The sequence below is a fragment of the Escherichia sp. WS1451 genome, from assembly GCF_046487365.1.
GTDB lineage: Bacteria > Pseudomonadota > Gammaproteobacteria > Enterobacterales > Enterobacteriaceae > Escherichia > Escherichia coli.
On the sequence record NZ_JBJQJP010000024.1, the window covers coordinates 24,056 to 41,261 of the forward strand.

14 protein-coding genes, 1 tRNA gene and 2 pseudogenes are annotated in these 17,206 nt (G+C 46.9%); 10 read left to right on the top strand and 7 right to left on the bottom strand.

Annotation, left to right across the window (positions count from 1 at the left end; genetic code table 11):
• Positions 1–128 precede the first annotated feature (128 nt).
• The 3 genes and pseudogenes from ACJHX7_RS22080 to ACJHX7_RS22090 all read right to left on the bottom strand — a co-directional run.
• Positions 129–296, bottom strand: a pseudogene (locus ACJHX7_RS22080) (recombinase family protein); the annotation flags it as partial.
• A 360-nt stretch (positions 297–656) separates the two neighbouring features.
• Positions 657–2,111, bottom strand: a pseudogene (locus tag ACJHX7_RS22085) (DUF5507 domain-containing protein).
• Between the two features lie 756 nt (positions 2,112–2,867).
• Positions 2,868–2,943 (bottom strand) — tRNA-Ile (locus ACJHX7_RS22090).
• 557 nt (positions 2,944–3,500) lie between these two features.
• Here ACJHX7_RS22090 and ACJHX7_RS22095 point away from each other — a divergent pair.
• The 7 genes from ACJHX7_RS22095 (at position 3,501) to csiR (ending at position 13,440) form a co-directional block, all read left to right on the top strand.
• Entirely contained in the window at positions 3,501–5,753 is a 2,253-nt protein-coding gene (locus ACJHX7_RS22095) for an alpha-amylase family glycosyl hydrolase (protein WP_094030047.1), read from the top strand.
• A gap of 336 nt (positions 5,754–6,089) precedes the next feature.
• Positions 6,090–7,067 (top strand): glutarate dioxygenase GlaH, encoded by a 978-nt coding sequence (glaH, locus tag ACJHX7_RS22100; RefSeq protein ID WP_000993114.1) that lies wholly within the window; start codon positions 6,090–6,092, stop codon positions 7,065–7,067.
• Between the two features lie 19 nt (positions 7,068–7,086).
• Positions 7,087–8,355 (top strand): L-2-hydroxyglutarate oxidase, encoded by a 1,269-nt coding sequence (gene lhgO / locus ACJHX7_RS22105; protein ID WP_000272000.1) that lies wholly within the window; start codon positions 7,087–7,089, stop codon positions 8,353–8,355.
• A gap of 22 nt (positions 8,356–8,377) precedes the next feature.
• Positions 8,378–9,826, top strand: coding sequence for an NADP-dependent succinate-semialdehyde dehydrogenase (gabD, locus tag ACJHX7_RS22110; RefSeq protein ID WP_094030048.1), 1,449 nt, complete (start codon positions 8,378–8,380; stop codon positions 9,824–9,826).
• Between the two features lie 13 nt (positions 9,827–9,839).
• Positions 9,840–11,120, top strand: coding sequence for a 4-aminobutyrate--2-oxoglutarate transaminase (gabT, locus tag ACJHX7_RS22115; RefSeq protein ID WP_032171905.1), 1,281 nt, complete (start codon positions 9,840–9,842; stop codon positions 11,118–11,120).
• A 236-nt stretch (positions 11,121–11,356) separates the two neighbouring features.
• Positions 11,357–12,757: a GABA permease gene (gene gabP, locus ACJHX7_RS22120; RefSeq protein WP_001295173.1), complete on the top strand. Its 1,401-nt coding sequence runs from the start codon at positions 11,357–11,359 to the stop codon at positions 12,755–12,757.
• A 20-nt stretch (positions 12,758–12,777) separates the two neighbouring features.
• Positions 12,778–13,440, top strand: a complete 663-nt coding sequence (gene csiR / locus ACJHX7_RS22125) for a DNA-binding transcriptional regulator CsiR (RefSeq protein WP_094030049.1) — start codon at positions 12,778–12,780, stop codon at positions 13,438–13,440.
• On the opposite strand, the gene kbp is transcribed toward csiR, so the two are convergent.
• Both kbp and ACJHX7_RS22135 read right to left on the bottom strand, forming a co-directional pair.
• The gene (kbp, locus tag ACJHX7_RS22130; protein WP_000522413.1) at positions 13,441–13,890 is read right to left on the bottom strand and encodes a potassium binding protein Kbp; all 450 of its coding nucleotides are present in this window, start codon (positions 13,888–13,890) and stop codon (positions 13,441–13,443) included.
• Positions 13,891–13,973: 83 nt separating this feature from the next.
• Positions 13,974–14,132: a YqaE/Pmp3 family membrane protein gene (locus tag ACJHX7_RS22135; protein WP_000508177.1), complete on the bottom strand. Its 159-nt coding sequence runs from the start codon at positions 14,130–14,132 to the stop codon at positions 13,974–13,976.
• Positions 14,133–14,314: 182 nt separating this feature from the next.
• On the opposite strand from ACJHX7_RS22135, the gene ACJHX7_RS22140 reads away from it, so the two are divergent.
• Positions 14,315–14,614, top strand: coding sequence for an ArsR/SmtB family transcription factor (locus tag ACJHX7_RS22140; protein ID WP_094030050.1), 300 nt, complete (start codon positions 14,315–14,317; stop codon positions 14,612–14,614).
• A 9-nt stretch (positions 14,615–14,623) separates the two neighbouring features.
• Positions 14,624–15,148 (top strand): thiosulfate sulfurtransferase YgaP, encoded by a 525-nt coding sequence (gene ygaP, locus ACJHX7_RS22145; RefSeq protein ID WP_001229458.1) that lies wholly within the window; start codon positions 14,624–14,626, stop codon positions 15,146–15,148.
• A gap of 46 nt (positions 15,149–15,194) precedes the next feature.
• Here the strand turns inward: ygaP and stpA are convergent, their stop codons facing one another.
• Positions 15,195–15,599 carry a DNA-binding protein StpA gene (gene stpA / locus ACJHX7_RS22150; RefSeq protein ID WP_000115379.1) on the bottom strand — a complete coding sequence of 135 codons (405 nt, stop codon included), beginning with the start codon at positions 15,597–15,599 and terminating at the stop codon, positions 15,195–15,197.
• Between the two features lie 666 nt (positions 15,600–16,265).
• Between stpA and alaE the strand changes: the two genes are divergently transcribed.
• Entirely contained in the window at positions 16,266–16,715 is a 450-nt protein-coding gene (gene alaE, locus ACJHX7_RS22155) for an L-alanine exporter AlaE (protein ID WP_000492658.1), read from the top strand.
• A gap of 36 nt (positions 16,716–16,751) precedes the next feature.
• On the opposite strand, the gene ACJHX7_RS22160 is transcribed toward alaE, so the two are convergent.
• Positions 16,752–17,096, bottom strand: a complete 345-nt coding sequence (locus ACJHX7_RS22160) for a DUF2002 family protein (protein WP_000281320.1) — start codon at positions 17,094–17,096, stop codon at positions 16,752–16,754.
• Positions 17,097–17,206 lie beyond the last annotated feature (110 nt).

A 17,206-nucleotide genomic window follows, 5' to 3' on the forward strand; every position in this document is an offset into this window, starting at 1 on the left:
GGCAAAATAAAATGATTTACATAATCGTTTCTGATGAATATCTTCTGCTCACATAAAAATCACACAATAACTCTGAGATCGCAGATTGTTTTACTTTTACAGCTTCCGTCCCCCCATTGTTGGGCAAATATAGATTGGGCCAGAGCACGAAAGTTAATACCACGTTTGCACAGCTCCTCCAACAGCACGACAAGATGCCACATACTGCGCCCCAGTCGGTTCAGTTTACAGACTAGCAGTGCGTCCCCTACCGATAATGTCCTGAGCCGTTTGTTCTGTCCGGGCCTGCTGCCACGGTTATGCGCTGCAGTGGTAACTCTAAGCACGCAGTTATTCAGTCAGGCGTGGTGCACCGTAACGCTGGTATTGCTGGGTAAGATCAAAAAACTTTCAAGCAGCTAAGGAAAGTTGAACCAGACATTAGATGAAATATTTCAACCAATTACAGCACCAGTTCAGACACCGCCAACTCATCAAATAAATCAAGGGGTTACGTGAAAGCGCAGCCCCTTTTACTTTGGTAGTGACAGCAAAATGGATGCAGTGTGAAGAATAATCCCGTTTACTCAATCAATAATACATATTATTTCAATCTACGTTATTATCTCTTTGTAAAAATCGCCATTTATTTACCATTGAAAACTGCTTTTAGAACTTTATACAAGGAGACTAGTCACAACAGGACTATTCTCAACGGGCTCATCCTCAGAGGAACTATCATCAAAGTCATCATCCATAGATGAAATACCATCGAATAGTGCCACGCCCGTGATCATTTTTATTTTTTTATTACGATCAGATAAGACTCCATTTAAACCGTTTTCGCTCACAGGCTTTAATGATTTTTCATAACTCTCATTGTTAGCAGGCGTATTAAAAATACACGGAGTATCAACATCAAACAATGACGTCCCCCAGTTCACATATTTAATATCATAGTTACTGAAGTTCTGTCCAGAAAAGAAGCACCCCTTAAAGTCCAATCCACCTAAATTGTATAAACCACCCTCTTCTTTTGGGAGAGTAATTTTAATTCTGGCTATCTCCCAGACAAAATTGCCATTTTTGTATTTGAATACCGTTTCAAGATCTCCTCCAGACAGCTTGACTTCTGGAAATAATTTGAAATTAAACCCTACATTATTATGTGTCAACGTAGATGAACAAAAGATGGAAAAAGCTTGCAGTGCTGAATTATAGCTATCGATTTTATCTTGAGGCTGCGCTCTTGGTAAAAACTTATAGCAACACTCATAAAAATTAAGTAGAAACTCTGATGACCTTCCATTTTTATCAAATAATACCCGCTGAAAATGCTGCACAAACTTATTCGTTTTTTCTTGAATATCTACGGTGTGTTCCTTTGACTCTGACAAAGATGAAGCCTGTTGAAGTGCATTGCTCATCTGGTTAATGAACATGTGCATTTCTTTAAATTTATCTCCATAGTGACCTTTAACTTGCTGCGAGTTTTTAGCTACAGGTGAAATCTTATCTATTTGGTTGTCATATAAATTATGTGATTCCATACAGTCATTTGGCGGCGTTTCTGAAATAACACTACGTGTTCTACCTGGCTGAAGTGAAGCAACATGAAAATCACTTTTTATTATATTATCGAAAAGGGCCTGTTCATTTCTTTTAGCGGATTGAACATACTGATCAATATTATTTTCTCTCGATAATTTGTTATTTTCAGAAAACACATTTTCTTTAATCTCCGGTTTTAATTTAATGAGAAGATCTTCCCACTCCTACTTGCTTAAACATACTACGTCAGGCTCACCATCAGTAACTAACTCTTCATTATTATCAAAGTGTACGTTGAATACTTTTAAGTTATTTTCATCAACATCATATTTAATACGTTTTAATTGTTCTCCAGCTCCCATAATGACAAAGGCGTTGCCTTCTTGATATATACATTCAGACATTATTTTTTGTAAAGTTTCAAGAGCACCGCGATACATCCCTGAGGCAGCTTCCTTACAAATTAAATTTATAATACTATAAGCTAGTAGCTCCATGGGGTTGGAAGAATTGTTTTCATTACAACTTCCACTACCCAAAACTGTATTAACGTTATGACCATTACTTTTACTAACTAACATTGTCTATTCCTCAGTTAATGTCTACATGGCTATGTTTAACGTTATTACTGTTTGTCATTATAAAAAACCGCTCATTTGAGACAATTGCTGACATTAACTGTTTCACTTGCTACGCATGGACTTTTTAATTAAATTAGCACAAGAATGTTAAATTTAATAAACAAAAAGTTATTTCGCTGTATGATAAAAACCAACCGTTATGATTTATTAGTGGAATTCGTTTTTCGAGTGTTAGAAATTTATATCTAAATAGCGTTAATTAATGAGCAAAGCCAGACTCCTGTAACGCTCATAAGACTCATCTGCCTGCGGCGGGTGTTCTGGTCAGTAGTAGATATTTAAGGCGTGGCAGAGACATTTCATCCTTACTCTACGGCATTGGTCCACATACAAATCGTGGTTGTGACACTTCACTTATCATCAGTGAGCGAACAGAGAATAGTTCAGTGATTTGAGTAATTAACCTGATTAAATGAAGAGGCATGATAAATGATAATACTCTGGCTTTATCGTTAATTACTTAATTCCACATGTAAGCAATTTGCCCGCTTGGCATAGCGGGCATTTTTTCCAGGTACTTTTGAATGAGTACTGATGGATAAATACATTGCAGTGGCGTGCCACGTACCAAAACACCAGCCCTCATTCGAAACCACCCACCGCACTTCTTCCTTTAAATGGCGTTAGTCATGAAATATAGACCGCCATCGAGTACCCCTTGTACCCTTAACTCTTCCTGATACATGAATGATGATTTGGTGGCCCCTGCTGGACTTGAACCAGCGACCGGGCGATTATGAGTCGCCTGCTCTAACCACTGAACTAAAGGGCCTTAAGTATGCAATAACAATACTTATAAACCACGCAATAAACATGATGATCTTATGATGTAAATAACAGATTTTTATGCGTTCTCATCCATCCTGGGTCGTCAATACATGCGACATAAATCCCGACACCGCTTCCATTCGCAAAGTCGATACTCGCAGTCAACAAGCATGTTAATAATAAGCACTATCTATAGTTATCATCGATTCAATGATAGTTTGTAATGATTTTGTATCTAATAATATAACTTTATTACATTAGCTGAAGAGTTTTCGCATCATGACGATATCTGTTACTTTTCACTCCATAAAAATAAACTTCATATTGCAATATATTCTTTTATAGAACTTATTCTGCTAATCATTAGTTTCGTATGAGCGATTTTTGACAGTTGCCTCTCCAGACCAAATCGATAATTAAAAAAACAGATTTAAGCATTATCCTTTCCCATATGAATATTGGATAAAAGTAGGACATCTGTTTGCAATTACTTTCACAACAATTAAACATTTTTATGTTTCCGTATACACCTTATTACTCTACCATTAGAGGAACTTTATTATGTTTTCTATAAAACCAGGACCAGGAAATTTACCTATCGACAACCCCACATTGTTATCATGGAACATTACTGACGGGGATCTAAATTCCAAATTAAATACATTAGAATATCTAAACTGTATAACAAATATTATTAATGCTTGTGGAGTTTATCCTCAGGATTTAAAAGACAGAGAAATTATATCAACTTTTCACGCAGAAAAAGTCATTAATGATCTGTTAAAAAACGATTATAAAATTTCCCTTTCTCCAGATACAACTTACCGAGAGCTGAATAAAGCTGCACAGCGTAGCATTACAGCGCCAGACAGGATAGGAGAAGGGAAAACATGGGTTTATCAACGAGATACAATGGTTGAAAGAGGTGATAACAGCGGTGTTCATCAGTATGGTCCAGCTGAACATTTCACTCACATTATATCTGACAAACCGTCCCCAAAAGATAAGTATGTTGCATATGCTATTAACATTCCTGACTATGAACTGGCAGCTGATGTATATAATATTAACGTAACGTCACCTACCGGCCAGCAAGAAACATTTAAAATATTAATCAATCCAGAACATCTACGGCAAACACTTGAGCGTAAATCTCTTACTGCTGTTCAGAAATCACAATGTGAAATCATCACCCCCAAAAAACCTGGCGAAGCGATTCTTCATGCTTTTAATGCCACCTATCAGCAAATCAGGAAAAATATATCTGAGTTTGCACGTTGTCATTATGGGTATATACAAATCCCTCCCGTAACCACTTTCCGCGCCGACGGACCAGAAACTCCCGAAGAAGAAAAAGGTTACTGGTTTCACGCTTATCAACCCGAAGATCTTTGTACTATCCATAATCCAATGGGAGATTTGCAGGATTTTATCGCATTGGTTAAAGATGCTAAAAAATTTGGTATCGATATCATTCCTGATTATACCTTTAATTTTATGGGAATCGGGGGTAGTGGTAAAAATGATCTGGATTATCCCTCTGCCGATATACGAGCGAAGATCAGTAAAGATATAGAAAGTGGTATCCCTGGCTATTGGCAAGGTCAGGTTTTGATTCCATTTACTATAGATCCAGTAACAAAAGAACGTAAACAAATCCATCCAGAAGATATACATCTCACTGCAAAAGACTTCGAAGCAAGTAAAGATAATATTTCTAAGGATGAATGGGAAAACCTCCATGCATTAAAAGAAAAGCGTTTAAATGGAATGCCTAAAACAACCCCCAAAAGTGACCAGGTTATTATGTTGCAAAATCAATACGTTCGTGAAATGCGAAAATATGGCGTACGAGGTTTACGTTATGATGCAGCAAAACACTCAAAGCATGAACAAATAGAAAGATCAATAACTCCACCGCTTACAATTTATAATGAGCGATTACACAATACTAACTTATTTAAGCCAATATATCATGAAAAAGCCGTTATGAATTACATGGAATACCTGGTAACTTGTCAGTTGGATGAAGAACAAATGTCATCGCTGCTTTATGAAAGAGATGATTTAAGCGCCATTGATTTTTCATTGCTCATGAAGACGATAAAAGCCTTTTCATTTGGTGGCGATCTCCAAACCCTTGCATCAAAACCGGGTTCAACAATCTCAAGCATCCCGTCAAAAAGACGGATATTGATTAACATTAACCACGATTTTCCTAACAATGGCAATCTTTTCAATGACTTTCTATTTAACCATCAACAAGATGAACAATTAGCAATGGCATATATGGCCGCTCTCCCGTTCAGCAGGCCTTTAGTTTACTGGGATGGCCAAGTATTAAAATCAACGACTGAAATTAAAAATTATGATGGGTCGACGCGTGTCGGCGGTGAGGCGTGGCTTAATAAAGGTTGCTCTACCTATCAGCAGCTCTACAATGAATTCCACGCATTATATATAGATAAAGCAGGAATATGGAGCGCATTTGAGGGTGTATTTGCAACTAAAAACGTTCTGGCCTTTAGTCGTGGGGATTCTGTGAACATTAATCACTCTCCTCATGATGGACTAGTTATAATAAATAAAGGAAACGAAGAAGTTGAAGGTACCTGGCCTAACAAATTGCAACCTGGAGTATATAAAAACATGGGGAGTAATAGCGTTAACATTATTATTAATAATACCCGAAAAATTATCCCCCCTGGTAAAGCATTTATGCTTAGAGGCGGAACTCTAAATATCAATATTCCTGGGCGTAGCGCTCTTCTTTTAGGGAAAACTGGAGAACCGCCGAACTATCTCTATTTGTAATTTAATGTTATATCTGCCCCGCTAAAACGGGGCAGATAATATGTTTAGTTTACTAACGGTCATTTTGCAGTGAAGCCATTTACCGTTTTTTATCGACCAGAAAATCTGTTCTCTGATGGTAATCCACCCCTAACCTGTTGCTTTAGTTATTCATTTCCTGTCTCACTTTGCCTTAATACCCTACGTTAAATGTTACCAATTTGTTGCTTTTGATCACAATAAGAAAACAATATGGCGCATTTGTGCGCATTTTTCAGAAATGTAGATATTTTTAGATTATGGCTACGAAATGAGCATCGCCATGTCACCCTACATCTCATAAGAGGATCGCTTCTGATGAATGCACTGACCGCCGTACAAAATAACGCTGTCGATTCAGGCCAGGACTATAGCGGATTCACTCTCATCCCGTCGGCGCAATCCCCGCGTCTGCTGGAACTCACCTTCACCGAACAGACGACCAAACAGTTTCTCGAACAGGTTGCCGAATGGCCCGTGCAGGCGCTGGAGTACAAATCTTTTCTGCGTTTTCGGGTAGGCAAAATTCTTGACGATCTGTGTGCGAACCAGCTGCAACCATTGCTGTTGAAGACCCTGCTAAACCGTGCTGAAGGTGCGCTGTTGATCAATGCGGTGGGTGTCGATGATGTGAAGCAAGCGGATGAGATGGTGAAGCTGGCAACGGCGGTAGCGCATCTGATTGGCCGTTCCAATTTCGATGCGATGAGCGGTCAGTATTACGCGCGTTTTGTAGTGAAAAATGTCGATAACTCAGACAGCTATCTGCGTCAGCCGCACCGCGTAATGGAGCTGCATAACGACGGCACCTACGTCGAAGAGATCACTGACTATGTGCTGATGATGAAAATCGACGAGCAGAACATGCAGGGTGGAAATTCGTTGCTGCTGCATCTCGATGACTGGGAACATCTGGACCACTATTTCCGCCACCCGCTGGCGCGTCGCCCGATGCGCTTTGCCGCGCCGCCGAGCAAAAACGTCAGCAAAGATGTTTTCCATCCGGTGTTCGACGTTGATCAACAGGGTCGCCCGGTGATGCGTTATATCGACCAGTTCGTCCAGCCAAAAGACTTCGAAGAAGGCGTGTGGCTGAGCGAGCTTTCCGATGCCATTGAAACCAGCAAAGGCATTCTTTCTGTGCCCGTTCCCGTTGGCAAATTCCTGTTGATTAACAATCTATTCTGGCTGCACGGTCGCGACCGCTTTACTCCGCACCCGGATCTGCGCCGTGAACTGATGCGTCAGCGTGGCTATTTCGCTTACGCCACTAACCACTACCAGACGCATCAGTAAGCGCAAAGGAATTGAGCGGATGTATGATTTTGTGATTATTGGCGGCGGCATCATCGGCATGTCGACCGCCATGCAACTGATTGATGTTTATCCGGATGCCCGCATTGCGTTGCTGGAAAAAGAGTCCGGCCCGGCCTTTCATCAGACGGGCCACAACAGCGGCGTGATCCATGCCGGGGTCTATTACACGCCCGGTAGCCTGAAGGCACAGTTTTGCCTGGCGGGAAACCGCGCCACCAAAGCCTTTTGCGATCAAAACGGCATTCGCTATGACAACTGCGGCAAGATGCTGGTCGCCACCTCTGAACTCGAAATGGAACGGATGCGCGCGTTGTGGGAACGCACGGCGGCGAACGGTATCGAGCGCGAGTGGTTAAACGCCGAGGAACTGCGCGAGCGCGAACCGAATATCACCGGGCTTGGCGGCATTTTTGTGCCGTCCAGCGGCATTGTCAGCTATCGCGAAGTGACGGCGGCGATGGCAAAAATCTTCCAGGCCAGAGGCGGCGAGATTATTTATAACGCCGAAGTCAGCGCCCTCAGTGAGCATAAAAACGGCGTGGTGATACGTACCCGTCAGGGCGGTGAATATGAAGCATCGACGCTGATTAGCTGTTCCGGGCTGATGGCTGACCGGCTGGTGAAAATGCTCGGCCTCGAACCGGGCTTTATTATCTGCCCATTCCGTGGCGAGTATTTCCGCCTTGCCCCGGAGCATAACCAGATTGTTAACCACCTGATTTACCCCATCCCCGACCCCGCGATGCCATTTTTGGGCGTTCATCTCACCCGCATGATCGATGGCAGCGTGACCGTCGGGCCAAACGCGGTGCTGGCTTTCAAACGTGAAGGCTATCGCAAGCGCGACTTCTCATTTAGCGACACGCTGGAGATTTTGGGCTCGTCGGGGATTCGCCGGGTGCTGCAAAACCATCTACGCTCAGGATTGGGCGAGATGAAAAACTCGCTGTGCAAAAGCGGCTATCTGCGGCTGGTGCAAAAGTATTGTCCCCGGCTTTCGTTAAGCGATCTCCAGCCCTGGCCCGCCGGTGTGCGGGCGCAGGCGGTATCGCCGGACGGCAAGCTGATTGACGATTTTCTGTTTGTCACCACCCCGCGCACGATCCACACCTGCAATGCGCCCTCCCCGGCAGCGACATCAGCAATTCCTATTGGTGCGCATATTGTCAGCAAGGTACAAACGCTGTTGGCAAGCCAGAGTAACCCCGGACGCACGCTGCGAGCGGCACGTAGTGTGGATGCCTTACACGCCGCATTTAATCAATAACCTTTGAAAACAGGATGTAGCGATGAAACTTAACGACAGTAACTTATTCCGCCAGCAGGCGTTGATTAACGGGGAATGGCTGGACGCCAACAATGGCGAGGTCATCGACGTCACCAATCCGGCGAACGGCGACAAGCTGGGTAGCGTGCCGAAAATGGGCGCTGATGAAACCCGCGCTGCTATCGACGCCGCCAACCGCGCCCTGCCCGCCTGGCGTGCGCTCACCGCCAAAGAACGCGCCAACATTCTGCGCAACTGGTTCAATTTGATGATGGAGCATCAGGACGATTTAGCGCGCCTGATGACCCTCGAACAGGGCAAACCACTGGCCGAAGCGAAAGGCGAAATCAGCTACGCTGCCTCTTTTATTGAGTGGTTTGCCGAAGAAGGCAAACGTATTTATGGCGACACCATTCCTGGTCATCAGGCCGATAAACGCCTGATTGTTATCAAGCAGCCGATTGGCGTTACCGCGGCTATCACGCCGTGGAACTTCCCGGCGGCGATGATTACCCGTAAAGCAGGTCCGGCGCTGGCGGCAGGCTGCACGATGGTGCTGAAGCCCGCCAGTCAGACGCCGTTCTCTGCGCTGGCGCTGGCAGAACTGGCGATTCGCGCGGGCATTCCGGCTGGCGTGTTTAACGTAGTCACCGGTTCGGCGGGAGCGGTCGGTAACGAACTGACCAGCAACCCGCTGGTGCGCAAGCTGTCGTTTACCGGCTCGACCGAAATTGGCCGTCAGTTAATGGAACAGTGCGCGAAAGACATCAAAAAAGTGTCGCTGGAGCTGGGCGGCAACGCACCGTTTATTGTCTTTGACGATGCCGATCTCGATAAAGCCGTGGAAGGCGCGCTGGCCTCGAAATTCCGCAACGCCGGGCAAACCTGCGTCTGCGCCAACCGTTTATACGTGCAGGACGGCGTGTATGACCGCTTTGCCGAAAAATTGCAGCAGGCGGTGAGCAAACTGCACATCGGCGACGGGCTGGAGAAAGGCGTCACCATCGGGCCGCTGATCGATGAAAAAGCGGTAGCAAAAGTGGAAGAGCATATTGCCGATGCGCTGGAGAAAGGCGCGCGCGTGGTTTGCGGCGGTAAAGCGGATGAACGCGGCGGCAACTTCTTCCAGCCGACCATTCTGGTGGACGTTCCAGCCAACGCCAAAGTGTCGAAAGAAGAGACGTTCGGCCCCCTCGCCCCACTGTTCCGTTTTAAAGATGAAGCCGATGTGATTGCGCAAGCCAATGACACCGAGTTTGGCCTTGCCGCCTATTTCTACGCCCGTGATTTAAGCCGCGTCTTCCGCGTGGGCGAAGCGCTGGAGTACGGCATCGTCGGCATCAATACCGGCATTATTTCCAATGAAGTGGCCCCGTTCGGCGGCATTAAAGCCTCGGGTCTGGGTCGTGAAGGTTCGAAGTATGGCATCGAAGATTACTTAGAAATCAAATATATGTGCATCGGTCTTTAACTGGAGAACGCGAATGAGCAGCAATAAAGAGTTAATGCAGCGCCGCAGTCAGGCGATTCCCCGTGGCGTTGGGCAAATTCACCCGATTTTCGCTGACCGCGCGGAAAACTGCCGGGTGTGGGACGTTGAAGGCCGTGAGTATCTTGATTTCGCGGGCGGCATTGCGGTGCTCAATACCGGGCACCTGCATCCGAAGGTGGTGGACGCGGTGGAAGCGCAGTTGAAAAAACTGTCGCACACCTGCTTCCAGGTGCTGGCTTACGAGCCGTATCTGGAGCTGTGCGAGATTATGAATCAGAAGGTGCCGGGCGATTTCGCCAAGAAAACGCTGCTGGTTACGACCGGTTCCGAAGCGGTGGAAAACGCGGTGAAAATCGCCCGCGCCGCCACCAAACGTAGCGGCACCATCGCTTTTAGCGGCGCGTATCACGGGCGCACGCATTACACGCTGGCGCTGACCGGTAAGGTGAACCCATACTCTGCGGGCATGGGGCTGATGCCGGGTCATGTTTATCGCGCGCTTTATCCTTGCCCGCTGCACGGCATAAGCGAGGATGACGCTATCGCCAGCATCCACCGGATCTTTAAAAATGACGCCGCGCCGGAAGATATCGCAGCCATCGTGATTGAGCCCGTTCAGGGCGAAGGCGGTTTCTACGCCGCGACGCCAGCCTTTATGCAGCGTTTACGCGCTCTGTGTGACGAGCACGGGATCATGCTGATTGCCGATGAAGTGCAGAGCGGCGCGGGGCGTACCGGCACGCTGTTTGCGATGGAGCAGATGGGCGTTGCGCCGGATCTTACCACCTTTGCGAAATCGATCGCGGGCGGCTTCCCGCTGGCGGGCGTCACCGGGCGCGCGGAAGTGATGGATGCCGTCGCTCCAGGCGGTCTGGGCGGCACCTATGCCGGTAACCCGATTGCCTGCGTAGCGGCGCTGGAAGTGTTGAAGGTGTTCGAGCAGGAAAATCTGCTGCAAAAAGCCAACGTTCTGGGGCAGAAGCTGAAAGACGGATTGCTGGCGATCGCCGAAAAACACCCGGAGATCGGCGACGTACGCGGGCTGGGGGCGATGATCGCCATCGAGCTGTTTGAAGATGGCGATCCCAGCAAACCGGACGCAAAACTCACCGCCGAGATCGTGGCACGCGCCCGCGATAAGGGTCTGATTCTTCTCTCCTGCGGCCCGTATTACAACGTGCTGCGCATCCTTGTACCGCTCACCATTGAAGACGCTCAGATCCGTCAGGGTCTGGAGATCATCAGCCAGTGTTTTGCTGAGGCGAAGCTGTAGCACCGCACCATGCCGGAGGCGACGCTTTGCGGCTTGTCCGGGCTACGAGAATCCAGGTCGGATAAGGCGTTTACGCCGCATCCGACAATCTGTACGTGAACAGGAATAAATCTATGTCGGCCGGATAAGGCGGAGCCGCTCTCCGGCAAAAAGAACCAATAACAATTAAACGCGTGACCCGACGCGGGAAATGTCGGGGCGCTCTCCCAAGTGACACACTTTCGAGAGGATTCAGGATGGGGCAATCATCGCAACCACATGAGTTAGGCGGCGGGCTGAAGTCACGCCACGTCACCATGTTGTCTATTGCCGGTGTTATCGGCGCAAGTCTGTTTGTCGGTTCCAGCGTCGCTATCGCCGAAGCGGGCCCGGCGGTATTACTGGCCTATCTGTTCGCCGGATTACTGGTGGTTATGATTATGCGGATGTTGGCGGAAATGGCGGTTGCCACGCCCGATACCGGTTCGTTTTCCACCTATGCCGATAAAGCCATTGGACGTTGGGCGGGCTATACCATCGGCTGGTTGTACTGGTGGTTTTGGGTACTGGTTATCCCACTGGAAGCCAACATCGCCGCCATGATCCTGCACTCGTGGGTTCCAGGCATTCCCATCTGGTTATTTTCCCTGGTCATTACCCTCGCCTTGACTGGCAGTAATTTATTAAGCGTTAAAAACTACGGCGAATTTGAGTTCTGGCTGGCGCTGTGTAAAGTCATCGCTATCCTGGCCTTTATTTTCCTTGGTGCAGTCGCAATTAGCGGTTTTTACCCTTATGCCGAAGTGAGCGGGATCTCAAGATTGTGGGATAGCGGCGGCTTTATGCCCAACGGCTTCGGTGCGGTATTAAGCGCGATGTTGATCACCATGTTCTCGTTTATGGGCGCAGAAATTGTCACCATTGCCGCTGCGGAATCCGACACGCCGGAAAAACATATTGTCCGCGCCACCAACTCGGTTATCTGGCGTATCTCTATTTTCTATTTGTGTTCTATTTTTGTCGTTGTGGCATTAATCCCGTGGAATATGCCGGGGCTGAAAGCCGTTGGTTCTTATCGCTCGGTTCTGGAATTGCTCAATATTCCTCATGCGAAATTAATCATGGACTGCGTGATATTACTTTCCGTAACCAGCTGCCTGAACTCGGCGCTGTATACCGCTTCCAGGATGCTCTACTCCTTAAGCCGTCGCGGTGATGCTCCCGCGGTAATGGGTAAAATCAACCGCAGTAAAACCCCGTATGTGGCGGTATTACTCTCCACCGGCGCGGCATTCTTAACGGTGGTGGTGAACTATTACGCGCCTGCGAAGGTGTTTAAATTTCTGATCGACAGCTCCGGCGCTATCGCCCTGCTGGTTTATTTAGTCATCGCCGTTTCACAATTGCGGATGCGCAAAATTCTGCGAGCAGAAGGAAGCGAAATTCGCCTGCGGATGTGGCTTTATCCGTGGCTCACCTGGCTGGTCATCGGCTTTATTACCTTTGTGTTGGTAGTGATGCTATTCCGCCCGGCGCAACAGTTAGAAGTGATCTCCACCGGCTTATTAGCGATTGGGATTATCTGTACCGTGCCAATTATGGCTCGCTGGAAAAAGCTGGTATTGTGGCAAAAAACACCCGTTCATAATACGCGCTGATAATGATCAGGAGTCACACCATGACCATTACGTCTCTGGATGGCTATCGCTGGCTGAAGAACGATATTATTCGCGGTAATTTTCAACCGGATGAAAAATTACGGATGAGTTTGCTGACATCGCGTTATGCACTTGGCGTTGGGCCGTTACGGGAAGCTCTTTCGCAACTGGTGGCGGAACGGCTGGTCACGGTGGTGAATCAAAAAGGGTATCGGGTGGCGTCTATGTCAGAGCAGGAGCTGCTCGATATTTTCGACGCCCGCGCCAATATGGAAGCGATGCTGGTCAGTCTGGCGATTGCCCGCGGTGGCGATGAATGGGAGGCAAACGTTCTCGCAAAAGCGCATCTGCTCAGTAAGCTTGAGGCCTGCGACGCCAGTGAGAAAATGCTTGATGAGTGGGATCTGCGTCATCAGGCGTTTCATACTGCAATTGTGGCGGGCTGTGGTTCTCACTATTTGCTGCAAATGCGTGAACGGTTGTTTGATCTGGCAGCGCGTTATCGATTTATCTGGCTGCGGCGAACAGTGCTTTCGGTGGAAATGCTGGAAGATAAACACGATCAGCACCAGACCCTGACTGCGGCGGTACTGGCGCGAGATACCGCGCGCGCCAGTGAGTTAATGCGCCAGCATTTACTGACGCCAATTCCCATTATCCAGCAGGCGATGGCTGGCAATTAACTACTCTTCAGGAATACGCAACACTTGCCCCGGGTAAATTTTATCCGGGCTTTTTAACATCGGTTTATTCGCTTCGAAGATTTTATTGTACAGATTGGCGTTACCGTAGACCTGTTTGGAAATGGCACTCAGAGTGTCGCCAGACTTAACGGTATAAAACTGGCTGGCAGCGGCTGGTGTCGCCGTTTTCACCTGATCATCGACACTGGCAATACCGGAAATATTCCCCACCGCAACAAGGATTTTCTCCTTCGCCTCCTGACTCAGGCCATCACCCGTGACCGTCGCTTTGCCGTCGGCAATTTGAATATTCACTTTATCGGCATCAGGTATACCGGTTTTGTTCAGATGCTCCTGCACCTTCTTCGCCTGATCGTCTTTATCGTGCTGACCTGTAACCGCGTCCCAGAGTTTTTCTCCGGCATCTTTCACAAAATTGAACAGACCCATAGCTACCTCATTCGTTAACGGAAACACTCAGAAAGTGTAGCAGAGGAACGCGGCGCGTTAACGCCGCGGGGGTGAACACAGATTTAATCGCGGGTTTGCACCCAAAACGCGTGAATCAAACCGGGGATATACCCAAGCAGTGTCAGCAGAATATTAATAATGAACGCCCAACCGAACCCTTTACCGAGCAGCACGCCGAGCGGCGGCAGAATGATGGTGATGACGATTCTCCAGAAACCCATATGTACTCCCTATAAGAAAATTACTCATTGTTTAAAAAGAGATTTTATCTCTTAAGCGTAGTAATTTTAGCGGAGCCTGCCAGTTTCAGCTTACGCTTTTACTCTCATTTACGCTGCTGAGGCTGGTATATGTTGCATTTTTAGTTTAGAGTTTGCTTAATTTAGAAAATACTTAAATAACTATGACTGAACTCGCGCAATTACTGGCCAGTGCCGAACAGGCAGCGGCCTTATTGAAAGCAATGAGCCACCCTAAACGGTTGCTGATTCTGTGCATGCTTAGCGGTTCCCCCGGCACCAGCGCGGGAGAGCTGACTCGCATTACCGGACTGAGTGCCTCTGCGACATCACAGCATCTCGCTCGTATGCGGGACGAAGGGCTTATCGACAGCCAACGGGATGCCCAACGCATTCTATATTCCATTAAAAATGAGGCGGTAAATGCCATTATCGCCACCCTGAAAAATGTCTATTGTCCGTAAGGAGTCACTATGGCTTTGACAACCATTTCGCCGCATGATGCACAAGAATTAATCGCACGCGGCGCAAAGTTAATCGATATTCGTGACGCTGATGAATATCTTCGTGAACATATTCCTGAAGCAGATCTGGCTCCATTATCCGTACTGGAACAGTCAGGTCTTCCGCCTAAATTACGTCGCGAGCAAATTATATTCCACTGCCAGGCAGGTAAACGCACCAGTAATAACGCCGATAAATTAGCAGCGATTGCCGCCCCCGCAGAAATCTTTTTACTCGAAGATGGGATTGATGGCTGGAAAAAAGCAGGATTACCAGTAGCGGTAAATAAATCTCAACCCTTGCCGTTAATGCGCCAGGTGCAGATCGCTGCGGGTGGTTTAATATTAATCGGCGTTATACTGGGTTATACCGTAAATAGCGGTTTCTTCTTATTAAGCGGCTTTGTTGGTGCCGGGTTACTGTTTGCAGGAATTAGCGGTTTTTGTGGGATGGCAAGGTTGTTAGATAAGATGCCGTGGAACCAACGAGCTTGAGAAGAGACGCCGGACGCGCCATAGCGGCGGCATCCGGCCTCAGTAATTAGATCAGGAAATCGTCGAGAGATTTACCTTCTGCCAGCGCCTGAGCGATTGGCTTCGGTGTACGGCCCTGACCGGTCCAGGTTTTAGTTTCACCGTTAACATCGGTGAATTTATATTTCGCCGGACGCGGCTGGCGTTTTTTACCAGCGCGTGGGGCAGCCGCAGAGTTATTACCCAATAACTCTTCCGGGTTAATTCCGTCAGCTTTCATCAGCTCCAGCCAGGTGCTAATTTTTTCCTGGCGCTCTGCCAGCTCACGCTGCTGCTGTTCTTCTTCTTCACGTCTTTCTTTAGTGACAACCCTGAATTTTTCGAGCATTTCTTCAAGAACGTCAATGGAGAATTCGCGAGCCATCGCACGGAGAGTGCGAATGTTATTTAAACTTTGTAACATTACGGACATAATAAAGAAAACCTTTTAACGCCAAAACAAAAAAGTATTTCGTCGCGTAGTGTAAGCGATCACTTATTATATTTCCACAAAATTTAATCTATTTACAGTCCTGCACGAGATTATTTCAGCTGTTATTTTCTGAAACTCTCAGAATAATTTCAAGATTATATATTAGCCATTTTGATGAGTAATTTCGGTTATTGGTGAACAGAGCGGCGCTCTCTGCTCGCTAATTCCGCAAGCCTGACAAAACCAAAGTGAATAAAAATGCAACTCAACAGAATAAAAGAAAACATCACTCACTGGTGCTTTCTGCTGTCAATGTACGTTATCTGGCATAAAAAATGCTGAAAATGACCCGGTCACGACATACACCGAATTCTCTACGCTTATAGCGTTACCTCCCCCCAAACCTTCATGAGTGAAAATAAAGGTAAACACATATCCAATTGATTTAATTAAAAATAAATCATATCGGCATGTAAAAACCCACAATGTACAAAAAACGCGCCGTTACGGAATATTTTATCTACAAAAACAGATTAAATAAAAATTTTTCACTAATTGATTAGTCATAGCCAGCGATATACGCTATGCGAAAATGCAGATGGCAATGAGATCCACTGCTTTCACCTCCATTAACATCCCATTACGCTTTTATTAAGGAGCATTAGCATGTTCTCACCGCAGTCACGCTTGCGTCATGCAGTTGCAGATACGTTCGCGATGGTTGTTTACTGTTCTGTCGTGAACATGTGTATTGAAGTTTTCCTCTCCGGAATGAGCTTCGAACAGTCTTTTTATTCCAGATTGGTAGCGATTCCGGTGAACATCTTAATTGCATGGCCATACGGTATGTACCGCGATCTGTTTATGCGCGCAGCACGCAAAGTTAGCCCGTCGGGCTGGATAAAAAATCTGGCGGATATCATGGCTTATGTGACGTTCCAGTCACCGGTGTATGTGGCGATCTTGTTAGTGGTGGGCGCAGACTGGCATCAGATTATGGCGGCAGTCAGTTCAAACATCGTTGTTTCGATGTTGATGGGGGCGGTTTATGGCTACTTCCTCGATTATTGCCGCCGACTGTTTAAAGTCAGCCGTTACCAGCAGGTAAAAGCCTGACCCTTCTTTTCGCGACTGGCATCGCCAGTCGCGTCTTTAACTGGCTTCGCCAAATAAACCATTCAAATAACGTTCAAGCGCAACACGCGAACTAAAGCCATGTGGGATACCGTAATGCTCATGACGTTCACCCGCTAAATAGAGCGGAAATTGCTGGTAATGATCGCAAGTTTTAATATCGGAAGCGGGTTCAGCCAGTGTTGAACTACGTTCTTTTAATGTTGGATGAATCACCAGGGCGGTACGTCCCATTCGCGCTTCGCGATTAACATAGACATAATTTTCCCCACGGCGGTAACCATACGCTTTCTGGGTTACCACATCGACAGTAAAACCGACTTTTTCAAGTACGCGCGCCACCTCGTCTGGTCGTAAATACATATCTGATCCTCGTTATTATCAACCGCGGGCCTACCTTACCTGATTGCGCATTCACAACGCTTTCAGAAAAGTCCATAAAGCCGCGATGAACCTCAGTTAAGAAAATTATG

Excerpts from the sequence above, each read along its gene's own strand:
- ACJHX7_RS22095 (WP_094030047.1), top strand. The coding sequence starts at position 3,501 with ATGTTTTCTATAAAACCAGGACCAGGAAATTTACCTATCGACAACCCC.
- glaH (WP_000993114.1), top strand. The coding sequence starts at position 6,090 with ATGAATGCACTGACCGCCGTACAAAATAACGCTGTCGATTCAGGCCAG.
- lhgO (WP_000272000.1), top strand. The coding sequence starts at position 7,087 with ATGTATGATTTTGTGATTATTGGCGGCGGCATCATCGGCATGTCGACC.
- gabD (WP_094030048.1), top strand. The coding sequence starts at position 8,378 with ATGAAACTTAACGACAGTAACTTATTCCGCCAGCAGGCGTTGATTAAC.
- gabT (WP_032171905.1), top strand. The coding sequence starts at position 9,840 with ATGAGCAGCAATAAAGAGTTAATGCAGCGCCGCAGTCAGGCGATTCCC.
- gabP (WP_001295173.1), top strand. The coding sequence starts at position 11,357 with ATGGGGCAATCATCGCAACCACATGAGTTAGGCGGCGGGCTGAAGTCA.
- csiR (WP_094030049.1), top strand. The coding sequence starts at position 12,778 with ATGACCATTACGTCTCTGGATGGCTATCGCTGGCTGAAGAACGATATT.
- kbp (WP_000522413.1), bottom strand. The coding sequence starts at position 13,890 with ATGGGTCTGTTCAATTTTGTGAAAGATGCCGGAGAAAAACTCTGGGAC.
- ACJHX7_RS22135 (WP_000508177.1), bottom strand. The coding sequence starts at position 14,132 with ATGGGTTTCTGGAGAATCGTCATCACCATCATTCTGCCGCCGCTCGGC.
- ACJHX7_RS22140 (WP_094030050.1), top strand. The coding sequence starts at position 14,315 with ATGACTGAACTCGCGCAATTACTGGCCAGTGCCGAACAGGCAGCGGCC.
- ygaP (WP_001229458.1), top strand. The coding sequence starts at position 14,624 with ATGGCTTTGACAACCATTTCGCCGCATGATGCACAAGAATTAATCGCA.
- stpA (WP_000115379.1), bottom strand. The coding sequence starts at position 15,599 with ATGTCCGTAATGTTACAAAGTTTAAATAACATTCGCACTCTCCGTGCG.
- alaE (WP_000492658.1), top strand. The coding sequence starts at position 16,266 with ATGTTCTCACCGCAGTCACGCTTGCGTCATGCAGTTGCAGATACGTTC.
- ACJHX7_RS22160 (WP_000281320.1), bottom strand. The coding sequence starts at position 17,096 with ATGTATTTACGACCAGACGAGGTGGCGCGCGTACTTGAAAAAGTCGGT.